The 17,546-nt window shown below is 70.0% G+C and carries 11 protein-coding genes and 1 pseudogene; all 12 read right to left on the reverse strand.

Going from position 1 to position 17,546, the window contains the following annotated elements; genetic code table 11:
* Positions 1–166: 166 nt before the first annotated feature.
* Positions 167–1,492 (reverse strand): serine/threonine-protein kinase, encoded by a 1,326-nt coding sequence (locus tag ABZ807_RS31430; protein ID WP_357166156.1) that lies wholly within the window; start codon positions 1,490–1,492, stop codon positions 167–169.
* 55 nt (positions 1,493–1,547) lie between these two features.
* Entirely contained in the window at positions 1,548–3,728 is a 2,181-nt protein-coding gene (locus tag ABZ807_RS31435; RefSeq protein WP_357166159.1) for a UvrD-helicase domain-containing protein, read from the reverse strand.
* Entirely contained in the window at positions 3,725–10,147 is a 6,423-nt protein-coding gene (locus ABZ807_RS31440; RefSeq protein ID WP_357166162.1) for a DEAD/DEAH box helicase, read from the reverse strand. Before ABZ807_RS31440 ends, ABZ807_RS31435 begins: the two co-directional genes overlap by 4 nt.
* A gap of 306 nt (positions 10,148–10,453) precedes the next feature.
* A complete protein-coding gene (locus ABZ807_RS31445; RefSeq protein WP_357166165.1) occupies positions 10,454–11,551 on the reverse strand; it encodes a tetratricopeptide repeat protein in 1,098 nt (365 codons plus the stop codon).
* Positions 11,552–11,698: 147 nt separating this feature from the next.
* Positions 11,699–12,346: a GNAT family N-acetyltransferase gene (locus ABZ807_RS31450; protein ID WP_357166168.1), complete on the reverse strand. Its 648-nt coding sequence runs from the start codon at positions 12,344–12,346 to the stop codon at positions 11,699–11,701.
* An 11-nt stretch (positions 12,347–12,357) separates the two neighbouring features.
* Positions 12,358–13,848, reverse strand: coding sequence for an APC family permease (locus ABZ807_RS31455; protein ID WP_357166171.1), 1,491 nt, complete (start codon positions 13,846–13,848; stop codon positions 12,358–12,360).
* Between the two features lie 79 nt (positions 13,849–13,927).
* On the reverse strand, positions 13,928–14,662 hold the full coding sequence (locus ABZ807_RS31460) for a GPP34 family phosphoprotein (RefSeq protein ID WP_357166174.1): 735 nt from the start codon (positions 14,660–14,662) through the stop codon (positions 13,928–13,930).
* 218 nt (positions 14,663–14,880) lie between these two features.
* Complete coding sequence (locus tag ABZ807_RS31465) at positions 14,881–15,162, reverse strand: hypothetical protein (protein ID WP_357166177.1); 282 nt, start codon at positions 15,160–15,162, stop codon at positions 14,881–14,883.
* Entirely contained in the window at positions 15,159–15,398 is a 240-nt protein-coding gene (locus ABZ807_RS31470; RefSeq protein ID WP_357166180.1) for a hypothetical protein, read from the reverse strand. The genes ABZ807_RS31465 and ABZ807_RS31470 overlap by 4 nt, the downstream gene beginning before the upstream one ends.
* 413 nt (positions 15,399–15,811) lie before the next feature.
* Entirely contained in the window at positions 15,812–16,027 is a 216-nt protein-coding gene (locus ABZ807_RS31475; protein ID WP_357166183.1) for a DUF397 domain-containing protein, read from the reverse strand.
* Between the two features lie 17 nt (positions 16,028–16,044).
* The gene (locus ABZ807_RS31480; RefSeq protein WP_357166186.1) at positions 16,045–16,926 is read right to left on the reverse strand and encodes a helix-turn-helix transcriptional regulator; all 882 of its coding nucleotides are present in this window, start codon (positions 16,924–16,926) and stop codon (positions 16,045–16,047) included.
* A gap of 472 nt (positions 16,927–17,398) precedes the next feature.
* A pseudogene (locus ABZ807_RS31485) lies at positions 17,399–17,546 on the reverse strand (ISAs1 family transposase); the annotation flags it as partial.

Consider the following 17,546-nt stretch of genomic DNA (forward strand, 5'->3'; position numbering starts at 1 on the left):
GTAGAGAACTCACATGATCGTTGATGCCTGTGCCCGCTTGCTGCCCCGATCTGATCTTCTGACCGAACCTACGGCCCAATTGCCGGTCGCTCTTATCAAGTTCTGCGAGTCGGTGAGCGGTGGCACGCAGCAGGAGTGGACCTTCTCCCCACCCACTTCGCCAAGGTCATCGACTCAAGTTCTCCGCCGGCTGACCCAGCTCTGCCTGGCAGACAGCAACCCGTTGCCGGCAGCGTCGTGCCAACTCGCGGTCGCCGCCCGGTTGCTCAAGGTCTCGGGCCAACGCGATGAACTCGGCCAAGGCCTCGCGGTAGGCGCCGGCCATCTCGTGAAGGTTGGCCAGGTCCAGCCGGAGCCCGATGATCTGAGGATCCAGTGGACTGCGCCCGATGCCGGCCGATCGGAGGGCCACCTCCAGCGCTTCGGCAGCCTGCACGAAGCGTTCCCCCTCGGCAAGCTCCCTTGCCCGACTGTGAAGCTCGGTCAGCTCCTCAGCCGACAAATCGATCGGCTGGTGCCCCGCCGAAGACGAGGGCCCGCCAAGTCGATCCGCGTCTGGGGCAGGCGACGTCGGCAAGCAACGGTACGGCGGCGTCGGGTCGACCGGTCGACCACGGGAGGCCACCACCGCGGGGCCTTCGTCGCCGGTGTTTGCGGAGGCGGTGAACGGCGCAAGCAGCAGCTGGAGCTCCGTGGCCGAGGTGGGCCGCTCGTCCGGGTCCTTGGCGAGCAGGCAGAACAGCACGTGCGCCAGGTCATCTGGCACGTCGCGCCGGTATTCGGTGACGATCGGGACCGGTGACTGCATGTGTCGACGCAACATGTCGGGAGCGTTCTTCGCCTCGTACGGCGGGCACCCGGCGAGCATCTCGAACAGAATGCACCCCAGGGCGTACAGATCGGCACGGGGGCCTACGACGTCACCTGTGGCCTGCTCCGGCGCAATGTAGGCGGGCGTGCCGAGCGTATGGCCGGTCGCCGTGAGTCGCGATGCCTCGGCCGGTCCGAGCAGGGCGGCGACGCCGAAGTCGAGGACCTTCACCACACCGGCAGGCGTGATCATCAGATTCTGCGGCTTGAGGTCACGATGCACCAGTGAGGCGGCGTGCGCGACTTCGAGCGCCGAGCAGACCTGCACGGCGATCGAAGCCGCCTGCCCCAAGGCAAGCCGCTCCTGCTCGGCGATGAGGTCGGCGAGCGTCACTCCGGGCACGAGTTGCATGACGATGTAGAGGTCGTCCCCGCGCTCGCCCAGGTCGTGCACGACCGGCACGCCGGGGTGGTCGAGCCGGGCGGTCGCCCGCGCCTCCCGCCGGAACCGCTTGACCGCGGTATCACGCTCGTCCTCGGGCACCTCCAACTGGCGGAGGAACTTGATCGCCACCGGCCGGTCGAGCCGCTCGTCGTACCCCGCCCAGACCTGGCCCATCCCGCCGCGTCCGATCGGGTACGTCAGCTCATAACGGTCGCCGACGCGGTCGCGCGCCTGCATTGCCTGCCCTCCCCTGACGTGATGGTGACCCCGTGCCGGAGCAGGGGGCCGTGACTCACGTTAGCTGTCGCTGCACGAGCCGGCTCGTGAGGAACGGGCTGGGCGTGCCGTGCCAGAACACCACCAGTTCGTCGCGGGGTCGGGTCGCCGCCACGAAGAGCAGTGACCGGTCCCGCTGACGCTCGCGCTGGTAGCGCTTCGGGTCGATGTCGCGGTACCGGTTGATCATCTGCCTGGGCACCAACCCGTCGCTGACCGCGGCGATGATCATGCGCTGGTACTCGAGGCCCTTGAACCGGTGCATGGTGCCGACATGCACACCGTCCGGCTGTTTGGGTCCGTCGGGGCCGATCTCCACCGCCGGTACGTCGTCTGCCTGCAGCCGGGCGATGATCTCCGCCGCATATTCCTTCGTCGGCACGCAGATGGCCACCGAGCCGTCAGTCGGATTGTCCCAGCTCCGCAGCTGCTCGGCGATCAGATCGCGTTCCTGAGCCCAGGTGGCCGCGCCCTGGAAGGCCGGCTGGCCGCCCCTCAACAGCGAGCGGTATCCGGCCAGGTTCTCCTCGCCGCCGTCGAGGTCGTCGTAGACCTCACCCGTCATGATCTGAAGGGCGTCCGCCAGGATCTGCCGGGTGGTGCGGTAGCTCAGGGTCAGCCGGGACGAGCGACCGCGGATGTTGATCCCGAGGCTGCTCAAGGTGACGTGGTTGTCGTAGATCCGCTGGTGGGTGTCGCCGGTGAGGAACATGTCGTCCGCGCCCGGCACGACCATGGCACGCAGCATCTTCCAGTGGGCTGCGCTGAGGTCCTGCGCCTCGTCCACCACTACGTGCCGGTACCGGGGGCGGTAGAAGCCGCCCGAGGATTCATCGCCGGTCCCTATGTTCTGCGCGGCGCGGTCCATTTCCAGCCGCGCGGCCCGTTGGGCGACCTGCCGCCAGGTCCAGACGCCCTGTCCCTCCAACCAGGTGACGAAGCGCTCGGTGAGCTGCCAGATCTGGTCCCGCTCGGCACGGTTGAGGCTGCGTCCCCGGTTGGGGCGGCGGGCCTTGAAGTAGTCGGTCCGCGAGTTGAGGACCTGGCCGAGGATCACCTGGTTCCATTCGGCGGCGAGGAACTCCGGGTCCCAGCCGGACTCTCCCGTCTCGACCAGGAAGTCCGTCCAGAGCTCAGAGACGCGGTTGTCGTCGACCACCCGTCGGGTGCCGCCGGCCTTCGCCTCGGCCACCACCCGGCTCGCCAGCCGGTCGATGTTGACGATGTCGACGCGCGATACCAGCTCCTGCCCGCCGAGGGCCATCAGCCGCGTCCGCAGGTCGGCGGCGAGGTTGCGGTTGAAGGTGGTGAGCAGGATCGGCTTGTCCACCCCGGGTGGCAGCTGCCGGGCGAGGTGGGCGACGCGGTGTAGGGCGACGATGGTCTTGCCGGTCCCCGGCCCACCACCGACGCGGGCAGGCCCGTTGTATTTCTTCTCAACCAGCTTGCGCTGTGTCGGGTGTAGGAAGATCTGCCAGCGTTCGAACGACTCGCCGAGCATGGCCTGGAGGGCCTCGTCATCCGACGAGACCTGGGTTGCCGGGCGTTCCACCGCCGCTTCGAAGTCCTCAGGGTCGACCGGTTCGTCGGCGCGTACCGGGTCGGTGACCTGCTGGAGCACCTGGTCGTAGGGGGTGCCGTCGAAGAGCGCGAAAAGCACATCGGTGGTCAGCTGCGGCGCCCGGTCGAGCAGTTCCAGCAGCTCCGCCTCGGTGGTCAGGTCCCGGATCTGCGGCAGCAGCGGCTCGGATACGCCAAGCTCCAGCAGCTGCGCGTCGGTGTACGCGTCGAAGAGCGGCTTCTGCGCGGGCTCCGGTTCGACCTCCGGCGGCACGACCCGCCCGATGATGCTGTCGCCAACCGGCGCCAGGTCGACGACCTCGATGCCACCGGTCACACGGTTGATCCGGTACGCATACCGGGTGAGGTCGTCGTACACCTCACCCCGGTGTTTCACCGCGACGAGGAGATAGTCGCGGTCGGCGATATGCAGTAGCAGTGCTCGGTAGTCCTTGTTGACCCGGGCGGACATCAGCCGGGAGTCGCCGTTGAGCGACTTCAGGTTCAGCCCAGGGTTTTCCGGGTTGTGCCGGAACTTGTGCATGAACTCGTAGACCGCTCCGATATCGGCGCGGGTGAGCTTCATGACCTCCTTGTCGGCGCGGTCCAGCATCCGCAAGGTTGCCCCGGCGCTCATCGGCCTTCTCCCCGGTTCGTCGCCTTGATCTCCGCCACCAACTCGTTCACCGACCATTCCCGCGCGGTGCGTGCGTGCCAGCCCGCTTGCGCGTATGCCCGGTCGCGGTCTTCCGTCTCCGGGTCGTCGGGCAGGCCGGTGAGGACGATCGCGATGCGCCGCTCAGGCCAGGCCAGCTCGGCCTGCCAGCCCTGGTCGCCCAGCTCGTAGCCGACGACCGGCGCGGGCAGGTTCTGCCGCGCAAGTTGCTGCACGAGCACCTCGAGGGTGTTCTCGTCCCGGTCCACGTATCGCAGGATGTCCCGCCAGGGGGACTCGTCGTCGACCGGAGCCGCCTGGGCGGGCACCGACTGCGGCGTGACGCCGAGCCAGGTCGCCGTCTCCTCGTCCAGCGGCAGCGCACGCTGCGCCAAGACGAGCCCCGTGCCCTCGGTGACCGCCATGGACGCCGGATCGAAGGCGTCCAGGGTGGAGACCGCGAGCTGGCCGGCGTCGCCGCCGCCCTCGGCGAGGAACTGGATAACGTTGCCCCAGGCCAGCCACGCGGTCCAACGTTCCTTGTGCCCCTCGCCGGTCACCGCGGCCGGCAGATCGTCGAGGACGGTGAGCGCCGACCACGTCGGCAGTGGCTTGCTGCGTCCGTCGACGACGACCGTCACCGGGCAGTCGGCGTTGTCCCGGGCCCGAGCCACCATGATGTGGCGCGCGGTCGGCCCGGGAAGCGGCTCTCCGCGTAGCGCGGCCAGCAGCCGTTCCGCCACCCCACTGGAGTCGGTAGCGGTATTGTCCCGCGCCTGCTTGAGCATGCCCGCCAGGGCCGCTTCCGCTCGCCGCTCCCACCGGGTGAGGTCAGGGTCGGCGAGGAATCGCATCAGCTGCTCGATCGGGTTGACCCAGATCGTCTCCTCGAGCTCGTCCGGGTCCGCGCCGGGAAGGAACTTCCGGTACCTCTCCCGGGCCGCCTGCTTGCAGACTCCGCCGTACGGCATCCAGCGTCCTTGCCCGTCGGCGCTTCCCCAGGTCTTGACGTCGTCCCAGGTGGCGGCGAAGACGAGATAGCCGTGGGCGCGCAGCCGGGCCCGCTTCTCGGCGTCGTCGGCGAGCCGGTTGTACTGGGAGGAGGCGTGATACTTGAACCCGTCGAGGTAGACGGCCACTTCGGGGGACGACCCGTCGAGGCGCTTGAAGTGGACGTCCGGCCGGGTGCCCTTGACCGTGTTCTGCAGCTTCATCTGCCAGTGGGTGATGCTCTGGCCACCGTCCCTGATGAACCTCAGATCGGCGACGCGCGCGCCGTCGTGGTCAGTCCGCCGGTCGATGCGTAGCCCGGAGTTCGGTGCCTCACCTAGGGCCAGCAACTTGGTGAGGAAGCGCATCTCCAGCTCGCTCTCCACCTGGTGGATCAGCGAAATCTCGTCGGTGCGGGTGCCCTCCTCGACACCCCAGCTGTCGAGGAGTCGGTCCAGCATGCCCAGGGCCTCGTCGCGGCTCATCAGCACGAATTCCTCGTTGCGGGCGTAGCGCAGCAGGCAGCGGTGGCACACCGCCTTGGCCTCGTGCCGGCAGACACAGTCGGCGACCCGATGGCGGGCCAACTCCAGGATGCTGCGGAACTCCTCCGACCTGGCGAGGCGGTGCAGGTATCCGGTGCCCTGCGGCTGGGTGTCATAGACGACCACGAAGTTGCGCGTCCCGTCGCTCTGCCCGTCGGGCATCGTCGACGACACGACCTGCAGGTGCGCGGGATCGCCGCCGTACTGCGCAGCGATGCCAAGGCGGACGGCGCCGGCAAACGAGACGAGCCGCTCGGCCACCATGGCGGTCGCCGCGGGGATGAGGATGCGCAGCGCCTCAGTCTCCAGCTCGTGAGCCAGGATCAGGTCCACGTGGGTGTCCGGCGCGGCCGGGGAGCGGCGGTACGGGCACCAGGGTCGGTGGTGCTCCGCGCCCTGCACGACGGTCGACCCGGAGGCCTGCGCGGCGAGCTGCTGACTCACCGCCGGTACGCCGTCGACAGTGGTGCCGCCGCACGAGGTGCAGGTGTGGAAGCGGTTGATCCGCACCTCGTCACCGGCGAACAGTTCGGCGGCCCGGTCGTAGCGCTGGGCACCGAGGTTGAAGTGGCGGATCATGGCGTGTCGGCTGTAGTCGACGCCAAACGTGTCGTGGGCATGCCGCCAGGACGACTCGACCTTGGCCGGGTCGATGTCGACCGTGACGGTGGTGGCGTAGAAACGCCGGTCCCGGTCGTCGCTGTCGTCCCGGATCCGGGCGTCGTCGCGCTTGTCCCGGCTGAGCACCCTGGTTGGTTGGAGCACCTGGAACAGCCGTCCGTGGTCGGCGATGCCCGGGTCCGTGCAACGCGAGCAGGGGCTGGTGTCCTCCTTGGCCAGGTGGGTGCGCACGTAGCCGCACTGGGCGCAGACCCGCCACTGCTCGTACGCCGGCCGGCCGGCCGGGCCGACGTCGAGTCCGGAGATCTCGTGCTTGTAGCCGCGCACGTAGTAGCTGTTGCCGGGGGCGATCTCGACGAGGGCCTGGCGGGCGGGGCGGGCGTACTCGCGCAGTTCGCTGTGGAACCGGCGGTCGCCGTCGGTCTTGTCCTCCCAGGTGAGGGTCGCTTCCAGGTCGGTACGGGTGTCGATGAGCGCGTAGTTCGGTAGTAGCCCGAACTCGACCAGGGTGCCGTGGGCAGCGGCCGAGCTGACCTCGCGCAGCCGGTGGCGGACGGCACGTTCCTCCGCCTTGAGCATCTTGATCTCGCGGGCGTGGTCCGGGTCGCTCTGCACCAGCGTGCCGCGGGCGGTGGCGAGCTCCTGGAGCCGGCGCCGCAGGTCGGACAGCCGGGCTTCCCAGGTCTCGTCGGCCTCCTTCACCCGGTGGGCGATGCCGTCGCGCGCGAACTCCCGCAACTGGTCGGCGGCGGACCGCAGGACCTTGTCGCCGAAGAGTGCCAGGAACCCCTCCACCAGCCGGGAGCCGTCCCGACGCCCGGCCTCGGCAAGGCCGGTGAGCCAACCGGTCGGGCCGAAGAGGACGTGCGCCCGGCGGGGCATCGGCAGCACGCCGGGCAGCCGCCCCCGGGCGGTCAGGTCGATCAGGTGGGCGAGGTACTGCCGGCGCAGGATCTCCACGGCGGAGAGGAAGCAGCCGGGCGGAACGATCTGCCCGGCGATCATGTCTCGGGGATCGGTGAGGTAGTAGCGGTCCCGCTCCGAGCGACCGACCAGGGTGAGCACCAGCGCGTTGCCGCTCTTGCGGCCGGCGCGGCCGGCCCGCTGGACGTAGTTGGCCGGGCCGTGCGGTAGCGACGCCAGCACCACCGCGGAGAGCGCCCCGATGTCGATTCCCATCTCCAGGGTGGGCGTGCAGGACAGGACGTTCGGGTCGGTGTAGCGGTCGCCGTCGCGGAACTGCTTTTCCACGGTCTCCCGCTGGGCCCGGGTCAGCATGCCGGTGTGCTCACCGGTGACGACGCGGAAGACCGGGCTCTCCAGGTAGAGCCGCCGGTAGTAGTCGTCAGACGCGGTGTCGTCGTGGGCAGCCTGGAGCCGGCCGCGGCAGCGGTACTGCCGACACGGCTGACCGATCCAGTCCCCGACCCGGTCCGGGTGCACGGTCTGCTGCCAGTGGCAGGTGTCGCAGCCGACCCCGGCCGCCACGGCAGCCTGGTCGTCGAGCCGGGTGACCCGCAGGTGCCCGGGCATCAGCCCGTACACGGTGTTGCCGTCCTCGGTGTCGCCGGCGGCGACGATGTCGGCGGCGGCCAGGGCCGGCAGCAGCCGGGTCAGATAGCCGGCGGCGTTACCGAGGTCGAGGCCGAGGCAGCGGGAGGCCCAGTCCTGGTACCAGTTGCCGCGCGCGGTGATCGCGTCGAACTCGGAGCGGGACTTCGGTGTGGCCAGCAGGAACGCGGGCGCCGACAGGCCCTTCGGGAACGCGGGCATGCCGGTCGGGCGACCGCCCCACACCTGCCACCGGGTGCCACCGCGTTTCAGGTACGGCACCAGCCACTCGTGGTAGACCGCGCCCCGGGTCCGCAGCCGTTCCAGCAGGCCCCGGAGGAAGGCGAGGTAGCGGGCGTCGTCGAGGGTAGTGCCATCGTGTTGACCGGTGAGGTGCACGTCCCGGCAGATCGCGGCCGCCCGGGCCGGGTCGTCGAGGGCGACCTCCACGGCGACGCTGCGGGTGAGTTCCAGCGTGCGGCCCTGCCGGGACCGCAGCCCGGTCTCCATCACGGTGGCGAAGACGAGCCGCTCGCTGATCAGCTCCCAGGTGTGCCGGCTGCCGGTGTGCTCCCCGGCGAGCAGGCTGTCGACGCCGGGCTGGTCGTGCAGGTCCGGCGGGACGACGGCGGAGAGGATCTCCGGCTCGGCCGCCGCCTCGATCATCTTGGCGAAGAGGTCATCGAGCCCGACCGACTCCCCCGCTTCCAACCGGCTGGCGAGCAGGGAACGCAGCGAGAAGGCGTACGACCGGTTGGCGACGAAGCCCGCCCGGTGCGCGGCGTCCTGGACGGAGTCGTTGAAGAGCAGCGACTTCTTCTCGCGCTCGTCCAGCTCACCGCCGGTGAACAGCTGGGTGATCGCCACCGAGGCGAGGGTGGCCAGGCCGGCGCCGAGGAAGCGGATGCCGTGGTCCAGCTCGCAGGACGGGCAGCGGTCCTTCTCGGCCGCGTCGATGGCGAGAATGTCGCCGAGCACGATGATCGCGTCGTCGGTCGGCTCCCGGTCCCGCTGCTCGTCGAACGGGCGCACCCGACGGCCGTACTCCAGCACCAGCAGGCCGGCCGGGCGCTGTCGTACCTCGTCGTCGGTGGCGGCGATCAGCGCGCGGACCCGGCGCTTGTCCCGGCCGACGCTGGCCCGGTAGATCTTGTCCGGGTCGGTCTCCAGTTCCTGCGGGTCCTTTTCCGGAGACAGCGCCATCCAGCCGGACCGGCCGCAGTGCCGGCAGTAGACGGCCGGCAGCCGGGGGTGGCGGTTGTCGGCGACCACGGCGTCGGCCTCGGGCGCGTACGGGTCCAGCTCGCGGGGGGCCTCGCCGTACCAGCCGAAGGCGGCCTGGTGGGAGGTGCCGCGCAGCAGCCGGGAGACCGCGCGTACCCACAGGTGGGTCTCGATGTTGAGCAGCGGGCGGCCCGGCGCTTCCGGGTTCTGCGCTGCGGAGAGTAGTCCGACGAAGCGGGCGAGCGCCTTCGCGGTGATCTCGGGCCGGGTCTTCATTGCGCTGCCCCAGCCGGTGGCGTTCTTGCGGGGCAGCACGTCGATGATCTCGTCGAGGGTGCACGGCCTCGCCTGCAGCGAGTCGAGCACCGCCTTGGTCAGCGGGTGCTGGCGCAGCAGCTCACCGAGGCGGGTCGGATCGTCGAGGCAGCGCTCGCCGAGGACCAGCTCGGCGACCTCGGCCATCATCCGCTCGGGGTCCCGGTCGTCGACGGCGGCGAGCTGCTCCGGGCTGGGCAGCGGCAGGCTGAAGTCCTGGCGGGCGACGAACTCGCCGGCCTCGTAGCGGTCCTCCCCGACCAGCGACCCGGCGTCGAAGGCGACGCCGAAGACCTGTTCGGCGACCTCCCGGATGGCGGTGCGGCCGTCTCGTCCGCCGCCCTCGCCGAGGGTGGCGGAGGTGGCCACCGGGCAGATCGGCCCGAGCGGACGCTCCGGCTCGTCGAGGCCGAGCGCGGCGGCGAGCCGGCGCAGCAGCATCGCCACGTCGGTGCCCTGCGCGCCGTCGTAGGTGTGGAACTCGTCGAGCACCACGTACGCCGGCTCGGCGCCCTCCCACAGCGGCAGGTCGTCGGCGCGCTGGAGCAGCAGGTCCAGCATCTTGTAGTTGGTGATCAAAATGTCCGGCGGAGTGCGGCGCATCTCCGACCGCTTGGTGAACACGTGCGGGTATTCGATGGCCGCGACGTCGCCGATGTAGAGGCCGGCGGTGACTCCGCTGAGTGCCGGATCGGAGAGCAGCTCATTGATGCGCTGCGTCTGGTCGGTCGCGAGGGCGTTCATCGGGTAGAGCAGGATCGCCTTGATCCCGGCCCGACCCTGCTGCCGCTGCCGGCGGCAGTGGTCCAGCACCGGGATCAGGAACGACTCGGTCTTGCCGGAGCCGGTGCCGGTGGTGATCAGGGTCGGCTCGGCCGCCTTCCCCTTCGACGACAGCCGGGCGAACGCCTTCGCCTGGTGCAGGTAAGGGGTGAAGTCGGCCGGCGCCCAGTCCAGACACGCCCGCCAGTCGCCCTCCGCTGGGCGGAAGGGGGTGCGGATCCGCAGGTACGGCCCGCGGAAGATGCCCTGCTCCGGGTGGGAGAGGAAGCCTTCCAGGCCCTGGCGTACGCCCTCCTCGGTCAGGCCGAAGGTGGTGGTCAGGTACTGGGTGAGGGTCCGGCGCAGAGTGTCGGCGGCGATGGTCGGCCTCATGAGCGGATCACTGCCGCATGCTACTTCACTCCTTACCTGCGCTGACCTGCCCAACAGTCCCCGACTGCGGCAGGATGAGTCGGATTCACGACACCTCTCAGTGCCGGTAACCGCCCAGGCTGCGGGCCCATGTCCCCGACTCCGCCCCGGACGCGCCGCGAGGTTCTGTTCAACGGACGGCGGGTCCGCATGTCGGACCTGATTGACGCAGGTTTGCTGGAGCCTGACGCTGTCCGCAAGGCCTTGGCCGCGATCGAAGCAGCACTCGCCATCGCCGAACTACGGGAATTGTCGATCGGTCGGCGGTCAGGTGGCGTGCGCATTGCGGAGCTGATGATCGTGGAGTTTGTCGATGCAGGTGGCGCGCATGTGGTGGAGCGCGTCGGTCATGCGAGCGTCGCCAGGGTGCTGGCGGTAGACGCGGCGGTGGGTGGTGATGGTGCGGGCGAGCAATTGTTGTGCGTCCTCGCAGTGGCCGGCGTCGTGCAGCACGACGGCGAGGGTGGCTTGGGCGGCGAGGGTGGGTAGTGCGGTGGGGCCTTCGGCTTCGGTGTGGTGGCGGATGAGGTCGCTGTAGGCGTTGGTGGCGGCGGTGAGGTCGCCGGTGCGGCGGTGGGCGGCGGCGAGGATTTTGAGGGCGGCGCGGGCCTGGGCGGAGGCGGCACCGAGGAGGTGCCGTAGGGAGCGGTGTGCCCAGGTGGCCCAGGAAAGCGCGGCCGGCGGGTCGGTGGCGAGGGTGAGTTCGGCCAGGAATGCGGCAGCGTGGGCGGTGGCGGTGTCCAGGGCGGGCGTGTCGTGTGTGGGGTCGATGTGGAGCAGGCCAGTGCGGAGGACGTTGACGGCTCGGATGCGATCACCAGTGTCGACGTAGAGCCGGGCGTGGTGAAGTCGTTGCGCCATCGCCATCAGCGGTCCGGTGAGCTGCCGAGGTACGGTCCGCCAGGTAATACGCAGGTCGGTGGGGGTGGCGCCGACGCTGATGCGGTGGATGGCGCCGGGGGCGTAGGCGGCGGCGTGCGCGGTCTTGCGGGTGGGTACGAGGTGTGGGATGCGGTGCAGCACCGCTGCCGCAACCGCGTTGCGGATCGCTTCCGCCGGCACGGGCACCCGGGCGCAGGCCGGCGCGCACAGGTACAGCGGCCCGCCGGTGGGGAGCTGGATCAGAATCATCGGCTGGTCGCAGGCTTGGCAGACGAGCAGTCCCGGCGGTACGGGGGCGGTCTGCACGGTGCGGGCGCGGGACACCCACTCCTCGATCGTGGCTGCGGATAGGCGGTGCGTGCGGGCGACCTCGCGGATCGCCTGGTACAGACCGTGATCGGCGGCACGGCTGACCGTCGCGGCCACGGCATTAGCGACGTACGCCGGAGTCCACGCGGCGACCGGCCGCGTCCGCGTTGGCATCTGGCACTCCTCCAGGATGGTGCGGGTGGCTGTCCGCTGCGCGGAAGCACGGTGGGTGGGGTGGCGGAGCTGGGGTGTGGGGCGGTCCGGGCCCAGCACCAGGGTCGCCCTGTTGTTGAGGCGGCCCTGGTGCCGGTGGTGGGGTGGTCAGCTCGCTGATCCGGGGCGCGGCCTTGTCTCGCGGACACCCCCGTTGCTCTGGGGCCGCCACATTGGCCAGATAGGTGGTGCGTCCCACGACGCCTGTATCGGCTGGCCGGCCTGGTAGCCGTGGCGCAGGTAAAGCCGGCGATTGCGCTCGTTGCTGGCCTCCAGGTAGGCCGGCTGGTTGTCGACGTCAAGGGTTCCGTGGGCGTGGTTGAGCAGCATCGACCCGATCCCGTGGCCCTGCCAGCTGGGGTCAACGGCGAGGTATGCCAGGTATCCGTGGGGCAGGTGTGGGTGGTTTGCCTCGAACAGGGCGTCGAGCAGCAGAAACTTCGGCGCGTAGATTCCGCACGCCCGCTCCAGTTGGTCTTGATGGGTTGGGGTGGTCGGGGTGGGTGTTTCATCGCGCCGGTACCAGATGGACACTGCGGAGAGGTTGGTGGTGGTGTCGACCCGGCCGTGGCGTAATCCGTGGTCGAGCATCAGCCAGAAGTACCGGTAGTAGACGGCTCGGCGTTCGGTGCGGTCGGGGATCAGCCAGTCGGCGACGGGTCCGTCGAGGAACGCGTCGACGAGTACGGGCAGCAGTTGGCGGGCGTCGGGTGGGGTGGCTCGGCGGATGGCCAGGCCGGTGGGGATCACGGTCACGGTGGGGCTCCTCATCGGGCGGCCTGGTGGACAGGTTCGGGGGTGCGAAGCGGCGCCGTCGCGGACTGCGCGCCCAGGCCGATCGCCTGGTAGACATCGGGCCGGAGTGTGCGTAGGAGCAGCGCGAATGCCAGTCCGACCGTGGCGGTAATGCCGTAGCTGGCGGGGATCCACCAGCGCAGTGGTGAGGTCGTCGGCACTCCGAGGAGGGTGTCGAACTGCTCGACGGTCACCACGAGGATTGCGCCGAGGGCGAGGGTGGCCAGACCGGGCGCGAGCCGGGTACGCCAGAGCCCGTCGTCGTTGGGGGTGCGGGCGAAGAACACCACCACGGCGAGGGAGGTGACCGTCATGAGGATCAGTACCCCGAGGCCGCCGGTGACGGTCACCCAGAAGAACAGGTGCATGATCGGGTCTGCTCCGGCCAGCACATACCCGGCCAGGACCAGGGCGGCGAGGGTGCTTTGGATGATCGAGCCGGTCTTGGGTGCTCCGGTGCGCCTGCTGGTGCGGCCGAGGGCGGCCGGTAGCACCCGTTCGCGGCCGAGGGCGAACAGGTAGCGGGCCACCGTGTGGTGGAAGGACAGCAGCGCGGCGAACAGGGAGGTGATGAACAGCAGCCGGCCGATGGTCACCAGCTCGGAGCCGAGGTGCGGTGAGACGAGGTTGAACATCAGGTCGGTGCCGTCGGCGGTGGCGGCGTCCACGATCTTGTCGGGGCCGGTGGCCACGGACATCGCCCACGCCGACGCGCCGTAGAGCAGGCCGGTGATCGCCACCGCGAGGTAGGTGGCCCGGGGCACCGTCCGGCGTGGGTCCTTCGTCTCCTCCGAGAAGACCACGGTGCCTTCGAAGCCGACGAATCCGGTGATGGCGGTGACCAGGGCGGCGCCGATCCCGGCGGCCAGGAGGTGTGACGGTGACAGGGTGTCGACGGTGACGCCCCCGTCGGCGGGATGGGTCACCATCACCGCGTCGTAGACCAGCGCGACGACGACTTCGGCGATCAGCATGACGGCGAGGACTTTGCCGTTGAGGTCGATGCGTAGCACCCCGAGCACGGCGACGATGGCCCATGCGGCGTACGCACACAGCCACCACGGCACCTGCATGCCGCGGTCGGCGAGGAATCCGGCCAGGACGCTTCCGAACCCGCCGTACAGGCCGATCTGCATGGCGTTGTAGCCGACGACCGCGACGAATGCCGCCCCGACGCCGGCTGGGCGGCCCAGGCCGCGGGTGATGTAGGTGTAGAACGCTCCGGCGTTGACGATCCGCCGGGACATGGCCACGTAGCCGACGGAGAACAGGGCCAGCACCGCGGCGACCAGCAGGTAGGCCACCGGGATACCCCGTACGCCGGTGACGGCGTACCCGGTGGTCGCGCCGCCAGCCACCACCGTCAACGGGGCGGCGGCTGCGATGACGAAGAACACGACGGCCCACGTGCCGAGTCGGCCACGGGCCAGCACGGCGGACACATCAGGAGGTGATGAGGACATGGGGAAGCTCCCAACAAGGGTGCAGGGTGGACAGGGGCAAACCGTTCCGGACCGGCAGGGTGCGCGGTGGTGCGACCGGTCAGGTGCGGTGGCTCAGGACGGCGGACCCGATCGCGGTGTCCAGGTCGGCCAGCAGCTCACGCATCGGCTGGGGCGCTGCCTGCAGCTGCCGGCGCAGGTTCGCGAACACCGACGGACCGGCGCCATCGAGGATGAACTGGTCAAGGCCACACGAGGTGGCGATACCCATCAGGGCAAGGTCGAACGGCTGAAGGTGCTTGTACTCGCGCAGGTGGGTCGACAGCCGCGCCCACGACCAGGCGGCGACGTTGGTGTCCGTCGGGACGTACACCACGCTGGTGCGCAGCAACCGACGCCGCCGCTGCTGTGGGGCCACCTTGCCCGCCTGCCACAGCCGCTCAGCCACCTGCTCGGGCACCGTCTCGGCGAGGAACGCCAGCCAGGTGCGGGTGGCGGTGTGCTGCGGCTCGGCCACCAGCCGGGCCAGCACCCGATGCTGCAACCAGTCCTGCGGCGGCCGGTGGTCCAGCACCCACAACCGGCCCCGGTCGAAGGAAATACTCCCGGCGGCGGCCAACTCCCCAAGCAGCGCGGCAGCGACCCCATAGTTGGTCGCGGCATCGTGCAGGCGGGGCCGGCCGCTCCGGTCATCGTGAGCGAGCAGGAAGAACTCATCCGCCAGCAGCTTCGGCCCTCGGTGCGGGCCGCCGCGTACGACGTCGTGGCGGACGGTGGCGGGGATCGGGTCGAGGTGCACGGTCGGGCGGTCATCTGCGCCAGGAGGTGTGATCACCACAGATGGCCTCTCTGGTCATGTCTGGTCAGAAGGGGAGTCGCTGTACAGGCGGTGGGGGCCGGGATGCTGGTCAAGCTCCTTCAGCGCCCACCACTCCACGGAGCAGGGGCCCTCCGTGGGGCAGTTGAGACAACGGCGGTTGCCCTCGTGGGCCTTGACGGTCAGGAGAGCCACCGCGCGCCGGTCGCTCGGCCCGACCGGCTCATCCAGCCGGGTCACGGCGAGCACCCGTGCCGGAACAGCACGTCCGTGCGGACCCGCAGCTCCACACAGGGCAGGTGCTCCTCGGCGGCGTAGTCGCACTGCGGCCGGTGCCCAATGACCCACGTCCACCCGTTGTCGGCCGGGTTGGTGCACAGGGCGGACAGCACCACGGCAACATCGGTTTCGGCGGTGATGTCACCACGGCCCGGCGTCCAGTCGCCGGCGGCGAGCTGTAGCAGCGTTCCGGCCGGCACCTCCAACGCGCGGGCTGGCAACTCCAGCGGCCCGGTCACGGCCTGGTCCTGCCGCGTAACAGGCGAGCCAGCAGCCCCGGCTGTGCCGGCACCGGAGCTGCCTCCCAGAACGCCCGGTTGGCGGCGGCGCGCTCCTGCGGGTCGGTCGGGCCGGTCGAGGCCGGCAGCGTAAAGCCATCCCGGCGGCCGTAAAGGGTCGCCGCGTAGTCGACCACGCCAAACAGGTTGTAGGGATCGTCGGCATGGGCGGGAACGAACCATTTGATGCGCCGCACAGGCGCCACCTCCTTCCATGGGGTGCGCGGCCGGGCCCTCCCCGGCACCGACCGCGCACCCGGCCGGTGGGGCGCGGACCCTGGGGGAATCGATCCGCGCCCCTGTTTGCGGACGTGGTCGCTGCGGCCTGGCCTGGGAGCGCTGGTGAGGTCGGTACGCGGCCACGTCTCGTCTGGACTTGTTGAGCCTGTCGCGGGCCCACCGGTCGTCCGGTGCGGGCCGGAGCGACCGGTGGGGCTTTGGACCTCGGCCACCGTGCCCGTGGACACCGTGTCAGCGGTCACTGTGTCAGCATGCCACTGCGTTCGTCTATGTCACAAGGGGCGCACCAGAATTCACCCAAGGTCATCACTGCCCATGCAGAAGGGGCCGACGCCCGAAGGCGCCGGCCCCTTCTTCTGCTAGTCGGGTGTCAGCCGATCTGGTCGTCCTTCACGCCCGCAACGAAGCGGGTCCAGGCGGCCCGGTCGAACGTAAGGACCTGCCCGTTCGGGCCCTGCTTCGAGTCGCACACGCCGACGACGTCGACTGCGGCGACCTCGACGCACGCGCCGTTGCCGTCGCTGCGGCTGGACTTCTTCCAGCGGCCGGCAAACCGTGGGTCCGTGGTGTTGTCGAAATTGTCCATGGTGGGTGACCTCCCGGTCAGGCTTCAGCGGTCAGCGTCTCGGCCGCCTGTTGGATGAGTGCCGCGCTCTCCTCAACGGACACCGCGCCAGCGCGCAGATCCTGGAACCTGCGCGCGTAGTCCGCCGCCACGTTCGGCGCAGTGAGCACCAAGTCCTCGCTCACCGTGTCGACGGCGACCAGCGTCAGGTCGCCAGGGCCGGCGTACTGGTAGACGGCGAAAGGGTGCCGAGGGACCCAACCCTCAGCCAGCCGGGCGTCAACCGGCAGGATCCGGACCTCCACCTTCGCCGTTTGGGTCGCGAGCTGGTGCAGGTGCAGCAACTGCTCGCGCATTACATCCGGCGGCACCGGTCGCCGCTGGATGGCCTGTGGTTCGAGGACGACCTCGTAGGTGCCGTCGCCGTCCTCGTTGAACACCGCCTGCTGCCGGCGCAGCCGCGCCTGCACGGTGGCCTCGATGTCCGCCTCGGTACCGCCGTCCACGGCGAACCTCGCCCGGTAGCGGGCGTACGCCTCGGTCTGCAACAAGCCGGGCAGCATGCTCGTCTGGTACTCCCAGATCCGGGCGCCGCACTCCAGGTCGGCGACCTTCGCCTGCCGCTCACCCATTGCGGTGTACGGAGCGACATTCCACCAGCCGGTAGCGGTGCCGGTGCGCGCGACGGTCAGCAACTCCCGGGCCTCCTCCGGCTCGACGAGCAGCGCATCAAGCAGCCGCAGGATCGTGTCCAGGCTGGCACGCCGATCCCCGGCTTCGACCTTCGACACCACCGTACGGTCGACGCCGGCTGCCTTGGCGACCTCTGCGGCGGGGCGGTTACCGCGTAGCCGGCGCACCGCCGCCCCGAGTCGAATGCGCCTGGCCAGCGGACTCACGGTCGCGAGGGATCTCGCCACAGACACGTCACCTCCCGGTGTGGGCACAGTGTCAGGGTGACACCTGTCGCCCTGCTGCGAGCGTACGCGCGGCATTGCGGGATCGGTAAGCGTGTAAGCCCCCCCATGCGGGGGGTGGCGGGGATAGGCTGGTGACGATCTGGTGCGGGACAGGTCAGGCTCTTGGATGAGGGCTTGGTGCGGGGTTCCGGCGCGTCACCGGAACCCCGCACTACTTGGTACTAACAGCCCCAGGTCCTACCGTGCTGGTGCTGGCCGGACGAGCGGCTCTACCTCCGGCTTGTAGCCAGCGGTGCTTGGCCAGAGCACGGTCGCACGAGATGCGGGCCGCCATGCGCGCCCGGAGCCCGGCTGCCGAGCGTCAACGGCTGTGCCCGCCTCATTGGCATGGACGCTGGTCCCGCACGTCGCCTCGCTCGTTGGCCAGGGCTCGGCCCAGGGCCCCGGAGTGTTCCGTGATTGTCCGTTTTGATCATAGGATGCGGTGGAGGGTGAGGGCGGCTGCGGGGGTGGTGTGGGCGCGGCGGGCGCTGGCGGTGTTGGCCCAGCCGGTGAGGCGGAACGTGCTGCGGATGATGTCGCGCAGGGCTGCCATGACGGCGGGGGTGTGGTGGGTGCGG

Source organism: Micromonospora sp. NPDC047548 (genome assembly GCF_040642975.1).
Lineage (GTDB): Bacteria > Actinomycetota > Actinomycetes > Mycobacteriales > Micromonosporaceae > Micromonospora.